We start from the raw sequence: 15,207 nt of genomic DNA on the forward strand, positions 1-15,207 counted from the left end.
TTTATAGCGTTCGGTCGGTTTGTTACCTGAGGCGGTTTTATAGAACGCTGCGATCTTTCGACTCTTCCCCCAGCAAGGGGAAACGCAAACTGAACGTCGTGCCTTCACCGACCACGCTTTGACATTCAATGTGCCCGCCATGGCGGTCAACCACGGCTTTGACCATCGACAATCCCAAGCCAATCCCGTCAACGCCGTGGGCCGACGAAAACCGCCGATATTGGCTGAACAGATCGGGCAGTTCCTCGGCAGTAATGCCTTTACCCTGATCGCCGACCTCACAGATCAACCAGCCCTCCGCGCAACGAACCGTCAGTGAAATGCAGCTGTCAGGCGAGCTGTACTTGATGGCATTTTCCAGCAGATTGAACAGCGCACGGGTCAGCAGGGATTGGTCCGCCTTCACCATGGCTTCTTCATCATCCACGACATGGGTCAGTTGGATGCGCTTGACCTGGGCGATGGGTAACGCCTGGTCCAGCACATCCAGGATCAGCATGGCGAACAGGGTCGGCTGGAATTGGTACGCCTCGGATTCTGCCTTGGCCAACTGCACGAAGCCTTCCGTCAAGTCCAAGGCTCGACGGACCTGGCGCTCGATTTGATCGAACAGCAAGTCATTCCCCCCGACCTGATGCCGCTGCACGTCGAGTAACGCCAGGATCGCCGAGTGGGGCGCACGCAAATCATGGGAGAGAAAACGCAACATCACGCTGCGCTGCTCTTCGGCTTCGCGCTCGGCACTCAGGTCGATCAGGCTCAGCAACCAGCCAATGGGCGTATCGCCGTCCACCGGCATGAGCGGGGCACGCTCCAGGCGCAGGCTGCGCTCGCGAGTGTCGCGAAACTCCACCAAGGGCAGTGTGGATAACCGGTGATGGGGTTCACGCTCCAGCGCTGGGTACCCCAGCAGCACAAGCTGTTCCAGCACATCACCGCCTGCCAGCACATGACCGAAAAGATCCCGGGCCCTGCGGTTGCCGAGCAAGATCCGGCCTTGCGGATCGCTGATCATGGTCGCGACGGGCAGGTATTCCAGGCCATCGGCAATGAAGCGGCGGGTGTCGCGGGTCCTGCCCATGGCTTGTTCCAGGGCCATGATCTGACCCTGCAGGCGGTCACTGCCGGTGTAGGGTGTGCGTCGGCGCTCCGGAAATACTTTCGGCTCGGCGTCCAGGCGCGCCAGTTCCCAGCCGAAATAGGCCAACACCACGCTCAGGCGTCGCCAGTTCCAGATCAGGTAGCCGAACAGCATTCCTATCACACTCGCCATCGGAGACCACCACCAGCCCTCCAACGCCAGCACAGCACTGATCGACAACGCCGCCGCCATACCGCCCATCATCGTCCACAGAGCCAGGTGAGGGCGCAGCAACAACAATCCCAATACACAGGCCACCAGGCCCACCGATAACACGGCGCTCGATCCATGGCGGGCCGATTGGGCACTGAACGACAGCAGCGCCGTCACCGGTAACAGCAACAGACTTATCCACAACCATTCACGCACCAATTGTCGAAACAATCGCTGGGCCTGGGTGGGTTCACGGCTTTCACTGCGACGCGGATGACTCATAGATGTCCTGACCGAACACGAGAGAGGATTGGCTTCATGGTTGATGCGAAGCGCAAGACTATAGCGGACTCGATGGGTGGTGTGCTGCTGCCTTTCCCTCTACGCCGTGAGCCGGTATTGTCGCAGCCTGCGACAGGGGAACCGCAACGGAACTGAAAGTTTGCGCACTCCCCCTGATGATGTCCGTTACCTTCGAGATCAAGGAATCGCGCCCATGCGTGTCGCCATACTGGATGACGAACCGGCCGAGTTGCGCCGAGTGGAACAGACACTGCAACAGATCGCCGGCAGGGGCGAGCAGGCCTGGACCCTGCACAGTTTCGAACGCGGCGAGGACCTGTTGCGACAACTGCGTCGGGAGACCTTCGACCTGCTGATCCTCGATTGGCAACTGCCCGATATCAGCGGCTTGGCGCTGCTGCGCTGGACTCGCGAGCACATGGACGCGCCACCGGCCGCCATCATGCTCACCAGCCGCGACGGTGAACACGACATCGTCCAGGCACTCAATACCGGCGCCGATGATTACGTGAGCAAACCCTTCAGGCCCAACGAGCTCAAGGCCAGGGTGACTGCAGTATTGCGTCGCCATAACCTGCAACGTGCTCCGGCCAGTGAAACGTTGGTGTTCAACGACCTGGCCTTCGACGACGCCGAGCTGACCGTCACCCGCGCCGGTATCCCCATCAGCCTGACCGAACGGGAATACCGCCTGGCCCGTTGCCTGTTCGCCAACCTGGGTCGTCCATTGTCCCGGGAGTATTTCTACGAACGCTTCTGGAGCCATGAGGAAATGACCTCGTCCCGCCCGCTCGACACTCATATCTATCGCCTGCGCAACAAGCTTGGCCTGACGGCGGATCGAGGCTGGCAATTGTTGACGATTTATGGGTATGGGTATCGGTTGGAGAGTGTGGCGACGGGAAGCGAAGCATCTGTTGCGAGTTAGGTATTGGATCACATCCGTGGCGAGGGGATTTATCCCCTCGCCACAACAGGGTATCAACCGATCGTCTGCGCCAAGCGTCCGGTTTCCGCGCTCCGACGACGCTGCAACAGCAATCCGCACGCCACCACCAGGATGCTAAGCAGGCCCGTCGCCAGGATCTCCACACGGTGGGCCTCCTGGAACAGCATGATAGTCAGGGCCGCGACAATGAAAATGATCACCGCGTAGGTCAGGCCAGGGAACAGCCACATGCTGAAGGCGATTTTTTCCCCACGTGCCATACGTTGCTTGCGCATGCGCAGTTGCGAGAACGCGATCACCAGATACACCAGCAGTGCGATGGCGCCGGAGCTGGCCAACAGGAATTCGAACACCGCAGCCGGGGCCACATAGTTGGCGAACACTGCCAGGAACGCAGCAGCGGTCGACAGCACCACCGCCCAGTAAGGTGTACCGCTCTTGTTGGTGCGTTGGGATACGGCCGGCGCATCGCCGCGTTTACCCAGCGAGAACATCATGCGCGATGCCGTGTAGAGCGCCGAGTTCAGGCAACTGGTCACCGCCACCAGCACCACGATATCGACGATCAGCTTGGCATTCGGAATGCCCATGCGTTCCAGCACGGTCTGGTAGGAACCCACGCTGGCGAGCAGCGGGTCGTTCCATGGCACCAGGGAAACGACCATGAAAATCGACACGAGATAGAACAGGCCGATTCGCCAGATCACCGAGTTGGTGGCCTTGGAGATCTGCTGGCCGGGGTTCTTCGATTCGGCAGCCGCAATGGTCACGATCTCGGTGCCCATGAACGAGAACATGGTGGTGAGGATCGCGCCCAGTACCGCGCCCATGCCGTTGGGCAGGAAGCCTTGGGTGTCGAACAAGTGCGAAACGCCGCTGACTTGGCTGGTGGGCAAAAGACCGAAAATTGCCAACGTACCAAGGGCAATGAAGCCAATGATTGCGATGACCTTGACCAGGGCGAACCAGAACTCGAACTCCCCATAGTTCTTCACGCTGAACAGATTGGTGATGGTCAGCAGCAACGTGATGACCAGGGTGAACACCCAGATGGCCACGTTTGGAAACCAGGCATGAAGGATGGTCGCGGCGGCGTTGGCCTCCAGGGGGATCACCAGTACCCAGAACCACCAGTAGAGCCAACCGATGGTGAACCCGGCCCAATGACCAATCGCACGATCAGCGTAAGTCGAGAACGAACCGGTGTCCGGCGAAGCCACCGCCATTTCGCCTAGCATCCGCATCACCAACACCACCAACGCCCCAGCGGCGGCGTAGGCCAACAGCACCGCCGGACCGGCTGCCGCGATAGCGTGACCGGAACCTACGAAAAGCCCGGCACCAATCACGCCAGCGATGGAAAGCATCGTCACATGACGGGGTTTGAGCCCTTGCTCCAGATTGTTGGAAGTTTGCGTACCACTCATTGAGACTACCTTTGGGCCTTGAATTTATTCGTACCGCCTCGTACCACCGTGTCTTTGTAAATTTAAAGAAACGAGGTGTTGTTTATTTAACACGCAAGTTTTGCGCCAGAAAACCTGAGGCCCCGTGGTACCGGGCTCAGGGGCGATATCCAAGTGCTTGAGAATGAAAGGTTTGTTCCTAAGTGTTACTGCGTTACCCGGTTTTTCGACTGTGCAATCTGAAGGGGGAACATTTTTCAAGCGTAAAAAAAAGCCAACGCGTGAGCATTGGCTTTTCGTGATTGCACTGCGAGGATCAGAAATCCAGGTTGGACACCGCCAGCGCGTTGCTCTCGATGAAGTCACGACGAGGCTCGACCGCATCACCCATCAGGGTGTTGAAGATCTGGTCCGCGCCAATGGCGTCTTCGATGGTCACCTTCAGCATCCGGCGCGAGCCCGGGTCCATGGTGGTTTCCCACAACTGATCCGGGTTCATCTCGCCCAGCCCTTTGTATCGCTGGATGGTGTGGCGCTTGGTGCTTTCAGCCATCAGCCATTCAAGGGCTTCCTTGAACTCGGTCACGGCTTTCTTGCGCTCGCCACGCTGGATGTAGGCGCCTTCGTCCAGCAGCGTGCTCAGTTGCGCGCCGAGGGATACGACCGTCTTGTAATCATTGCTGCTGAAGAAGTCGCGGTTGAAGGTGACGTAGTTCGACAGGCCGTGGGAGATCAGTTCGACCTCCGGCAGCCAGACGTTGCGCTCGCGGTCTTCACGCAGGCTGGCTTTATAGACCAGGCCGGACTTCTCGACGGTGCGCAGGCGCACTTCGTACTGGGCCAGCCAATCCTGCATCGCTGCGTGATCGGACAACTGCTCCATGCTGACGGCCGGCAGGTAGATGAAGTGTTCGGTCAGTTCCTGTGGGTACAGGCGCGACAGGCGCTTGAGGGTTTTCATCACCAGGCGGAAGTCGTTGACCAGGCGCTCGAGGGCCTCACCGGAAATACCCGGGGCGTCTTCGTTCAGGTGCAGGCTCGCATCTTCCAGGGCCGACTGCGTCATGTACTCTTCCATGGCGTCGTCGTCTTTGATGTATTGCTCTTGCTTGCCTTTCTTGACCTTGTACAGCGGCGGCTGGGCGATGTAGATGTAGCCGCGCTCGATCAGCTCCGGTAGCTGACGGAAGAAGAACGTCAACAGCAGGGTGCGGATGTGCGAACCGTCGACGTCGGCGTCGGTCATGATGATGATGTTGTGATAGCGCAGCTTGTCGATGTTGTACTCTTCGCGACCGATGCCACAGCCCAACGCGGTGATGAGCGTGCCGACTTCGGCGGAGGAGATCATCTTGTCGAAGCGCGCCTTCTCGACGTTCAGGATCTTGCCTTTAAGGGGCAGGATGGCCTGGGTCCGGCGGTTGCGTCCCTGCTTGGCGGAACCGCCAGCAGAGTCACCTTCCACAAGGTACAGTTCGGACAGGGCAGGGTCCTTTTCCTGGCAGTCAGCCAGCTTGCCCGGCAGGCCAGCGATGTCCAGCGCACCTTTGCGGCGGGTCATCTCACGGGCCTTGCGCGCCGCTTCACGGGCACGGGCGGCGTCGATCATCTTGCCGACGACCAGCTTGGCTTCGTTCGGGTTCTCCAGCAGGAAATCGGAGAAGTACTTGCCCATTTCCTGCTCGACTGCGGTCTTCACCTCGGAAGACACCAGCTTGTCCTTGGTCTGGGAGCTGAACTTCGGATCCGGCACCTTTACCGAGATGATCGCCGTCAGGCCTTCGCGGGCATCGTCACCGGTGGTGGCGACTTTATGCTTCTTCGCCAGGCCTTCCTGTTCGATGTAGTTATTCAGGTTACGCGTCAACGCCGAACGGAAACCCACCAGGTGGGTGCCGCCATCGCGCTGCGGGATGTTGTTGGTGAAGCACAACAGGTTCTCGTTGAAGCTGTCGTTCCACTGCAGAGCGATTTCCACGCCAATGCCGTCTTCGCGCTGGATGTTGAAGTGGAACACCTGGTTGACCGCGGTCTTGTTGGTGTTCAGGTATTCAACGAATGCACGCAGGCCACCTTCGTACTTGAACAGCTCTTCCTTGCCGCTGCGCTCGTCCTTGAGAACGATGCCGACACCGGAGTTGAGGAAGGACAGCTCACGAATCCGTTTGGCCAGGATGTCCCAGCTGAAGTGGATGTTCTTGAAGGTTTCACTGGAAGCCTTGAAGTGGATCTGGGTACCGGTGGTTTCGCTGTCGCCAACGATGGCCATCGGTGCCTGGGGCACACCATGGACGTAGGTCTGTTCCCAGATCTTGCCGCTGCGGCGCACGGTAAGCACCAGCTCCTCGGACAGCGCGTTCACCACAGAGACACCTACGCCGTGCAGCCCGCCGGAAACCTTGTAGGAGTTGTCATCGAACTTACCGCCGGCGTGCAGCACGGTCATGATGACCTCGGCCGCGGAAACACCTTCTTCCTTATGCACGTCGACCGGGATGCCTCGACCGTTGTCACGAACGGTGATGGATTCATCCGGGTGAATGATGATGCTGATGTCGTCGCAGTAGCCAGCGAGGGCTTCGTCGATGGAGTTGTCGACCACCTCGAACACCATGTGATGCAGACCGCTGCCATCGTCGGTGTCACCAATGTACATACCGGGACGTTTGCGTACGGCATCCAGGCCTTTCAGCACTTTAATGCTCGTTGAGTCGTACGTATTTTCTTCGCTCAATGCCTTCACTCCCGATGGTCGTGGGTCTGGGTGATACGGCCCTGTTCCACGTGGAACAGAGCGACTGGCGTTTCCGTCTGCCAGCCTTCCCTCAATAATTCGTGATCTACACAGGTGATGAAAACCTGGCAGCGTAAGTCTTCCAGCAAACGGCAAAGCGCTCGACGGTGGGCCTCGTCCAACTCGGACGGCAGGTCATCCACCAGATAAATACACTGACCGCGACGGGCCTGGCTGACCAGGTGTCCCTGGGCAATACGCAAGGCACACACCACCAACTTCTGCTGCCCCCGGGACAAAATGTCCGCGGCATTATGAGCGCCCAATCTGAGGCGCAAGTCAGCGCGTTGAGGTCCAGCCTGGGTATGGCCCATCTGCTGGTCCCGTTGCAGCGAGCCAGCCAGTACGGCGCTCAATTCCCGATCCTTGTCCCAGCCTCGGTAATAGCTGAGCGTCAGGCCCTCGAGCTCAACCAGTTCGCTCAAGGTCTGCTCGAAGACCGGTTTCAAGGCTTTGATGTAAGCGCGGCGGTATTCATCGATTTCAGCGCTGGCCTGGCACAGTTCCCTGTCCCAAACCGCTTGCGAAACGGCGTCAAGTGTACCATGTCGCAGCCAAGAGTTTCTCTGGCGCAGCGCCTTCTGCAAGCGTTGCCAAGTCGCCATGAAACGCGGCTCCACGTGAAATACGCCCCAATCCAGGAACTGCCGGCGAATTTTCGGTGCGCCTTCCAGCAAGCGGAAACTGTCCGGGTTGATCAACTGCAACGGCAGGATTTCTGCCAATTGTGCGGCACTGCGGGCGTTCTGGCCGTCGATGCGAATCTGGAACTCGCCTTGCCGGTCCCGTGATATGCCTAACGCGCTATGACCCCCTTCCGCCAACTCCACTTGTCCGAACACCGTACAGGCCAATTGATCGTGCTGGATGACCGGTAACAGGCGGGTGCTGCGAAACGAACGGGCAAGCCCCAGCAGGTGCAAGGCTTCCAGAACGCTGGTTTTGCCGCTGCCGTTGGCGCCGTAAAGAATATTGATGCGGGGGGAGGGGGAGAAGGTCACCGGGTGCAAATTGCGCACCGCGGTGACCGAGACGCGACTTAAGGACATCTAGCTTCTGCTGATTATTACAGACGCATCGGCATGACAACGTAGGCCGAATCGTCGTTATCGGATTCCTGCACCAACGCACTGCTGTTGGAGTCCGACAGGATCAGACGTACCTGCTCAGTAGTCATCACGCCCAGCACGTCGAGCAGATAGCTGACGTTGAAGCCGATTTCCAGGGAGCCGCCGTTGTAGTCAACGCCTACTTCTTCTTCCGCTTCTTCCTGTTCAGGGTTGTTCGCCTGGATCTTCAACTGGCCGCTGGCCAGTTGCAGGCGGATGCCGCGGTACTTCTCGTTGGAAAGGATCGCGGTACGGCTGAAAGCCTCACGCAGCGCCTGGCGGTCACCCAGCACCAGTTTGTCGCCACCTTTGGGCAGCACACGCTCGTAGTCGGGGAACTTGCCGTCTACCAGCTTCGAGGTGAAGGTGAACTCCCCGGTGGTAGCGCGGATGTGGTGCTGACCCAATACGATGCTGACGTTGCCGTCCGGTTCGGTCAGCAGGCGCGCCAACTCCAGGATACCTTTGCGGGGCACGATCACCTGATGGCGATCCGGCTGACCGATATCGGCCTGCATCGAGCACATCGCCAGGCGATGACCGTCAGTGGCAACGGCGCGGATAACACCGGCGGACACTTCCAGCAGCATGCCGTTTAGGTAATAACGCACGTCCTGCTGGGCCATGGCGAAGCTGGTGCGTTCGATCAAGCGGCGAAGCCTGCTTTGCTCGAGGCTGCAGGTCAGCGAGCCCGGGCCTTCTTCAACGGTCGGGAAGTCGTTGGCAGGCAGGGTCGACAAGGTGAAACGGCTGCGCCCGGCCTTGACCACGAGCTTTTGCTCATCGACCTTGATGTCGATCAGCGCATCGTTGGGCAGGCTCTTGCAGATGTCCATCAGCTTGCGCGCCGGCACCGTGATGGACCCCGGATCGGCCGGCTCTTCAAGCTGCACACGACCGACCAGCTCGACTTCCAGGTCGGTACCGGTCAGCGACAGTTGCTGGCCTTCGACAACCAGCAGCACGTTGGAAAGTACCGGCAAGGTCTGGCGGCGTTCGACGACGCCTGCGACCAGTTGCAGGGGTTTCAACAGGGCTTCGCGTTGAATGGTGAAATGCATGGTCTAGTCCCTTGCCTTAATAAGCTGCGCTGGTGGTCATCAAGTGGTCAGTGTACGCAGCAGGTTCTTGTAGTCCTCGCGGATGTCCGCGTCGGATTCCTTAAGTTCATTGATCTTGCGGCAGGCGTGCAACACTGTCGTGTGGTCGCGTCCGCCAAACACATCGCCAATTTCCGGCAGGCTGTGGTTGGTCAGCTCCTTGGACAAGGCCATGGCCACCTGGCGCGGCCGGGCCACCGAACGCGAACGGCGTTTGGAGAGCAGATCGGATATCTTGATTTTGTAGTATTCAGCAACAGTTCGCTGAATGTTATCCACAGAAACAAGCTTGTCCTGAAGCGCCAGGAGATCCTTCAAGGACTCGCGAATCAGCTCGATGGTGATGTCGCGGCCCATGAAGTGGGAGTGCGCGATCACCCGCTTGAGTGCACCTTCGAGCTCACGCACGTTCGAACGGATACGCTGGGCGATGAAGAATGCGGCATCGTGCGGCAGCTCGACCTTGGCCTGATCGGCCTTCTTCATCAGGATCGCCACCCGGGTTTCCAGCTCCGGCGGCTCGACGGCGACCGTCAGGCCCCAGCCGAAACGGGATTTCAGGCGCTCTTCCAGGCCTTCGATTTCCTTCGGATAACGGTCGCTGGTGAGAATGACCTGCTGTCCGCCTTCAAGCAAGGCGTTGAAGGTGTGGAAAAATTCTTCCTGGGAACGTTCCTTGCGGGCAAAGAACTGAATGTCGTCGATCAGCAGCGCATCCACCGAACGGTAGAAACGCTTGAACTCGTTGATGGCGTTCAGCTGCAGCGCCTTGACCATATCGGCGACGAAACGCTCGGAATGCAGGTACACGACCTTGGCATTCGGATTCTTCTTTAATAAGTGGTTACCCACGGCATGCATCAAGTGGGTCTTACCCAGGCCCACACCGCCATACAGGAACAGCGGGTTGTAGCCATGCTTGGGGTTGTCCGCCACCTGCCAGGCTGCCGCCCGGGCCAACTGGTTGGACTTGCCTTCGACGAAGTTCTCGAAGGTAAAGGTGCGGTTCAGATAACTGGTGTGCTTGAGCGCGCCCTCGACCTGCACGGTGCGCTGCTCGGCGCGCACTGGTGCCTGTTGGGTGCTGGCACCCGCCATGGGGTCAAAGCTGTCCCGGGAAGGCTCTTCACTGGCCTCGGGCACCTTTTGTGAGTTTCTTTTGCTCGGTGCAGGAGGGGGGGCGATCGGGCTTGCCGGTGGTGCCACGGCAGCCTGGGCCTGGGAGGCCGCGGCAGCCAGCGGCGCATTCGGAGCCGCCCGCGGGGCCGAGCTGCGCTTGCTACCTATTAATAAGGACAGCGCAGGCGCCATGCCATTGCCATGCTCGTCGAGCAGTTCCATGACCCGACCCAGGTACTTTTCGTTGACCCAGTCGAGAACGAAACGGTTCGGTGCGTAGACGCGCAACTCGTCGCCTTCGGCTTCGACCTGTAGTGGGCGGATCCAAGTGTTGAATTGTTGGGCAGGCAGCTCATCGCGCAAAAGCTCCACGCACTGCTGCCAAAGTTCCACTGACACGGATATCCCCTAAGTTGAAAGCCGGTGAGGCAAAAACAAGCGGCCATTGTAGCGAGCAGACGTTCACTTATCCACACGCAGCTTCACCCTCACCCACGATTTATCAATGTGTTAACTCACAAAAAGGCGACAGTCGGTCAGTGGATAAGCTCTGTGGATAACCAGGCCTGAGGTCGTTGTACAAGTGACGGCGAAACTCGGTGGATAAACGCCCTGTGGATAACCACCCTTTCCACACACAGCTTATCCGCCCCTCCAGCACAGTCTGGGCACTGTTTTCCCGTGTAGTTGTCCTTCTCTGTACATGTTGAACCACAAGGGCTTGAGGTGGTTATCCACAGATAGACGGCGGCCTAGCCTTTATAAGCTTCACAGAAAAGCTTTAAATAATTCGCTTCTTTATTTCTATATCTGGCACAGCGTGATCACTGGCCGGACGCCTGAACATCTATTTAAAGGAAACGTTGGTTGGAAATTGACCTATGGACTTGCTTTCTCTAGAATCCCCGGTCTCTTAAAACGGGGGCCATTCCGGCCCGTTGTGGACGAACCAGGTAACACGACATGAAACGTACTTTCCAACCAAGCACTATCAAACGCGCTCGTACCCACGGTTTCCGTGCTCGCATGGCTACCAAGAACGGTCGTGCCGTCCTGTCGCGTCGTCGCGCCAAAGGTCGTGCGCGTCTGGCAGTTTGATAATCCGGCACTGGAGGTGAGTCAGGACTTCAGTCGGGAAAAGCGTCTGCTTACACCCCGGCATTTCAAGGCAGTCTTTGACTCCCCTACCGGCAAGGTTCCGGGGAAAAATCTCCTGCTCCTTGCGCGCAGTAACGATCTCGATCACCCCCGCCTAGGGCTGGTTATCGGGAAAAAGAGCGTCAAGCTCTCCGTGCAGCGCAACCGTCTCAAACGTCTGATGCGCGAATCGTTCCGCCTGAACCAGGATTCACTGGTCGGATGGGACATAGTTATCGTCGCGCGCAAAGGTTTGGGGGACGTAGAAAACCCTGAACTGATTCAGCATTTCGGCAAACTCTGGAAGCGTCTGGCCCGTAACAAGCCAACATCGCCAGTCAACACCGAAACTGCAGGGGTAGACAGTCCCGATGCGTAAACTGGCACTCGTTCCGATCCAGTTTTACCGCTACGCCATTAGTCCCCTGATGGCCAGTCACTGTCGTTTCTACCCCAGCTGCTCCTGCTACGCGTACGAAGCCATAGAAAATCATGGCCTTCTGCGCGGTGGCTGGCTGACCTTTCGTCGTTTAGGTCGCTGTCATCCGTGGAATCCCGGCGGTTATGACCCGGTTCCGCCTATCCCTACCTCCCGTTCTTCTTCGATGGCCGAGTAATCATGGATATCAAACGCACGATCCTGATCGTCGCCCTGGCAATCGTGTCTTACGTCATGGTTCTTAAATGGAACCAGGACTATGGCCAGGCTGCCCTGCCGACTCAGAATGTTGCAGCCAGCAATACCGCACCGAGCCTGCCGGACACCACTTCTGGCACCAACGCTACCAGCAGTGACGACATTCCACGCGCGGCAAGCGATACCAGTGCGCCTGCCGAAGCCCCGGTGGCTGCAAGCAAGGATCTGATCCAGATCAAGACCGATGTGCTCCAGCTGGCAATCGATCCACAGGGTGGTGACATCGCCCAGTTGACGCTGCCGCTTTACCCGCGTCGCCAGGATCACCCGGACATTCCTTTCCAACTGTTCGATAACGGTAACGAGCGGACCTATCTGGCCCAGAGCGGCCTGATTGGCGCCAATGGCCCGGATGCCAATCCGGCCGGTCGCCCGGTCTACGCCTCGGAGAAGAAAAGTTATCAACTGGCCGACGGTCAGGACCAACTGGTCGTGGACCTGAAGTTCAGCAAGGATGGCGTCAACTACATCAAGCGTTTCACCTTGAAACGTGGCCTGTATGACGTGGTGGTGTCCTACCTGATCGACAACCAGAGCGCGCAGCCCTGGTCCGGTGCGATGTTCGCGCAATTGAAGCGCGATGCCAGCGCCGATCCTTCCTCCAGTACCGCCACCGGCACCGCGACCTACCTGGGGGCAGCCCTGTGGACAAGTTCTGAGCCGTACAAGAAAGTGTCCATGAAGGACATGGACAAGGCGCAGCTCAAGGAAACCGTTCAAGGGGGCTGGGTAGCGTGGCTGCAGCACTATTTTGTAACCGCCTGGATCCCGCAGAAGGGCGAAAACAACATCGTCCAGACCCGCAAGGACAGCAAAGGCAATTACATCATTGGCTACACCGGTCCTGCATTGACTGCTGCGCCGGGTGCCAAGGCTGAAACCAGCGCTACGTTGTATGCCGGCCCGAAAAGCCAGGCCGTACTGAAACAGTTGTCCCCAGGTCTGGAATTGACCGTGGACTACGGTTTCCTGTGGTTCATTGCCCAGCCGATCTTCTGGCTGTTGCAACATATCCACAGCATCGTCGGTAACTGGGGTTGGTCAATCATCTTCCTGACCATGCTGATCAAGGGCTTGTTCTTCCCATTGTCGGCTGCCAGCTACAAATCCATGGCTCGCATGCGCGCCGTGGCTCCGAAACTGGCCGCTCTGAAAGAACAGCATGGCGATGACCGGCAGAAAATGTCCCAGGCCATGATGGAGCTGTACAAGAAAGAGAAGATCAACCCGCTGGGCGGTTGCTTGCCGATTCTCGTACAGATGCCTGTGTTCCTGTCGCTGTACTGGGTTCTGCTGGAAAGCGTGGAAATGCGCCAGGCGCCTTTCATGCTGTGGATTACCGACCTGTCGATCAAGGATCCGTTCTTCATCCTGCCGATCATCATGGGCGCCACTATGTTCATCCAGCAGCAGCTGAACCCGACGCCTCCGGACCCTATGCAGGCGAAGGTCATGAAAATGATGCCGATCATCTTCACCTTCTTCTTCCTGTGGTTCCCGGCCGGTCTGGTGCTGTACTGGGTTGTGAACAACGTGTTGTCCATTACTCAACAGTGGTACATCACGCGTAAGATCGAATCGGCTACGAAGAAAGCCGAGGCGTAACTTGCACTGTGGATAACCACACAGAACGCCCCCTAGTGGGGCGTTTTGCTATCTGTCACTTTTGTCTGGATACCGGTTTATGAGCACACCTCGTGAAACCATCGCCGCCGTTGCCACCGCCCAAGGTCGCGGTGGCGTCGGCATCGTCCGTATTTCGGGGCCTCTGGCCAGTGTCGCGGCCCAGGCCATCAGCGGTCGTGAGCTCAAGCCACGGTTTGCTCATTACGGCCCATTCTTCAGTGACGACAAGCAGGTGCTCGACGAAGGCCTCGCTCTGTATTTCCCGGGGCCGAATTCATTCACCGGTGAAGACGTACTGGAACTGCAGGGCCATGGCGGGCCCATCGTGCTGGACATGCTACTCAAGCGTTGCCTTGAACTGGGTTGTCGGCTGGCCCGGCCGGGGGAATTCAGTGAACGGGCCTTCCTCAACGACAAACTCGACCTGGCCCAGGCCGAAGCGATTGCCGACCTCATCGAAGCCAGTTCGGCCCAGGCAGCGCGCAATGCCTTACGTTCGTTGCAAGGTGCTTTCTCGCAGCGTGTGCATAACCTCACCGAACAATTGATCGGCTTGCGTATCTACGTTGAAGCGGCGATCGACTTCCCGGAAGAAGAAATCGACTTCCTCGCCGATGGCCATGTGCTTAGCATGCTTGATAAGGTTCGCGATGAGTTATCCACAGTATTGCGCGAAGCGGGGCAGGGTGCCCTGTTGCGTGACGGTATGACGGTGGTGATCGCTGGACGGCCAAACGCAGGTAAATCCAGCCTGCTGAATGCCCTGGCTGGTCGTGAGGCAGCGATTGTCACAGAGATCGCCGGTACCACCCGAGACATCCTGCGCGAACATATCCACATCGATGGCATGCCGCTGCACGTGGTGGACACTGCGGGTCTGCGAGATACCGATGATCATGTGGAAAAGATTGGCGTTGAACGGGCACTGAAGGCTATTGGCGAGGCCGATCGTGTATTGCTGGTGGTCGATGCGACGGCACCGGAAGCGGATGATCCTTTTGCGTTGTGGCCTGAGTTCCTCGAAGTGCGCCCGGACCCGGCGAAAGTCACCTTGATCCGTAACAAGGCCGACCTGACCGGCGAAGCAATCGCCCTTGAGGTCAGCACCGACGGTCACGTGACCATCAGCCTGAGCGCAAAAGCCGCAGGAGAGGGCCTGGAACTGCTGCGTGAACATCTCAAGGCCTGCATGGGCTACGAGCAAACCTCGGAAAGCAGCTTCAGCGCCCGGCGTCGTCACCTCGAAGCCTTGCGTCATGCCAGCGCCGCGCTGGAACACGGTCGTGCACAGTTGACGCTGGCGGGTGCCGGTGAGTTACTGGCCGAAGATTTGCGCCAAGCCCAGCAATTCCTGGGAGAAATCACCGGCGCCTTCAGCTCCGATGACTTGTTGGGGCGGATTTTCTCTAGCTTCTGCATCGGCAAGTAACACCTTCCCTCAAAGCGGGCTGCAGATCTGTTCCCTGCGGCCCGGCGTCCCTTTTCCTTCTCTCGATTGCCCTTCATGGCGGCTCGCCCATGGGGTTCGCTTGTGGATTAAGCCCTGTGGGTAACTGACGTTGAGCTCAGTTGATAAACCCCCTCGAAAAGTGAAGATAACCTGCCCTGTGGATAACCATTCACTTAATCCACAGGCTTACACCGCTTATCCAAGCCCCTCAGCGCCAGATGAT

The 15,207-nt window shown here is 58.4% G+C and carries 12 protein-coding genes; 6 read left to right on the top strand and 6 right to left on the bottom strand.

Going from position 1 to position 15,207, the window contains the following annotated elements:
- Positions 1–37: 37 nt before the first annotated feature.
- Entirely contained in the window at positions 38–1,576 is a 1,539-nt protein-coding gene (locus FBY02_RS20600; RefSeq protein ID WP_144930029.1) for a HAMP domain-containing sensor histidine kinase, read from the bottom strand.
- 214 nt (positions 1,577–1,790) lie between these two features.
- Here FBY02_RS20600 and FBY02_RS20605 point away from each other — a divergent pair, with 214 nt between their 5' ends.
- Complete coding sequence (locus tag FBY02_RS20605) at positions 1,791–2,525, top strand: response regulator transcription factor (protein WP_144930030.1); 735 nt, start codon at positions 1,791–1,793, stop codon at positions 2,523–2,525.
- A gap of 53 nt (positions 2,526–2,578) precedes the next feature.
- Here FBY02_RS20605 and gabP read toward each other — a convergent pair whose 3' ends face one another.
- The 5 genes from gabP to dnaA all read right to left on the bottom strand — a co-directional run bounded on the left by gabP (position 2,579) and on the right by dnaA (position 10,473).
- Positions 2,579–3,973, bottom strand: coding sequence for a GABA permease (gabP, locus tag FBY02_RS20610; protein ID WP_144930031.1), 1,395 nt, complete (start codon positions 3,971–3,973; stop codon positions 2,579–2,581).
- Between the two features lie 295 nt (positions 3,974–4,268).
- Positions 4,269–6,686 (bottom strand): DNA topoisomerase (ATP-hydrolyzing) subunit B, encoded by a 2,418-nt coding sequence (gene gyrB / locus FBY02_RS20615; RefSeq protein WP_144930032.1) that lies wholly within the window; start codon positions 6,684–6,686, stop codon positions 4,269–4,271.
- Positions 6,687–6,691: 5 nt separating this feature from the next.
- The gene (gene recF, locus FBY02_RS20620; protein ID WP_144930033.1) at positions 6,692–7,795 is read right to left on the bottom strand and encodes a DNA replication/repair protein RecF; all 1,104 of its coding nucleotides are present in this window, start codon (positions 7,793–7,795) and stop codon (positions 6,692–6,694) included.
- 17 nt (positions 7,796–7,812) lie between these two features.
- Positions 7,813–8,916, bottom strand: a complete 1,104-nt coding sequence (dnaN, locus tag FBY02_RS20625; protein WP_041023027.1) for a DNA polymerase III subunit beta — start codon at positions 8,914–8,916, stop codon at positions 7,813–7,815.
- Positions 8,917–8,955: 39 nt separating this feature from the next.
- Positions 8,956–10,473: a chromosomal replication initiator protein DnaA gene (dnaA, locus tag FBY02_RS20630; protein ID WP_144930034.1), complete on the bottom strand. Its 1,518-nt coding sequence runs from the start codon at positions 10,471–10,473 to the stop codon at positions 8,956–8,958.
- 564 nt (positions 10,474–11,037) lie between these two features.
- Between dnaA and rpmH the strand changes: the two genes are divergently transcribed.
- The 5 genes from rpmH (at position 11,038) to mnmE (ending at position 14,963) form a co-directional block, all read left to right on the top strand.
- Positions 11,038–11,172, top strand: coding sequence for a 50S ribosomal protein L34 (rpmH, locus tag FBY02_RS20635; RefSeq protein ID WP_003213577.1), 135 nt, complete (start codon positions 11,038–11,040; stop codon positions 11,170–11,172).
- Between the two features lie 16 nt (positions 11,173–11,188).
- The gene (gene rnpA / locus FBY02_RS20640; RefSeq protein ID WP_218570580.1) at positions 11,189–11,590 is read left to right on the top strand and encodes a ribonuclease P protein component; all 402 of its coding nucleotides are present in this window, start codon (positions 11,189–11,191) and stop codon (positions 11,588–11,590) included.
- Positions 11,583–11,828 carry a membrane protein insertion efficiency factor YidD gene (gene yidD / locus FBY02_RS20645; RefSeq protein WP_010465488.1) on the top strand — a complete coding sequence of 82 codons (246 nt, stop codon included), beginning with the start codon at positions 11,583–11,585 and terminating at the stop codon, positions 11,826–11,828. Before rnpA ends, yidD begins: the two co-directional genes overlap by 8 nt.
- A gap of 2 nt (positions 11,829–11,830) precedes the next feature.
- Positions 11,831–13,513, top strand: a complete 1,683-nt coding sequence (gene yidC, locus FBY02_RS20650; RefSeq protein ID WP_144930036.1) for a membrane protein insertase YidC — start codon at positions 11,831–11,833, stop codon at positions 13,511–13,513.
- A gap of 79 nt (positions 13,514–13,592) precedes the next feature.
- Positions 13,593–14,963: a tRNA uridine-5-carboxymethylaminomethyl(34) synthesis GTPase MnmE gene (gene mnmE / locus FBY02_RS20655; RefSeq protein ID WP_144930037.1), complete on the top strand. Its 1,371-nt coding sequence runs from the start codon at positions 13,593–13,595 to the stop codon at positions 14,961–14,963.
- Positions 14,964–15,207 lie beyond the last annotated feature (244 nt).

The organism is Pseudomonas sp. SJZ078, from assembly GCF_007828255.1.
In the GTDB taxonomy this organism is placed as follows: Bacteria; Pseudomonadota; Gammaproteobacteria; order Pseudomonadales; family Pseudomonadaceae; genus Aquipseudomonas.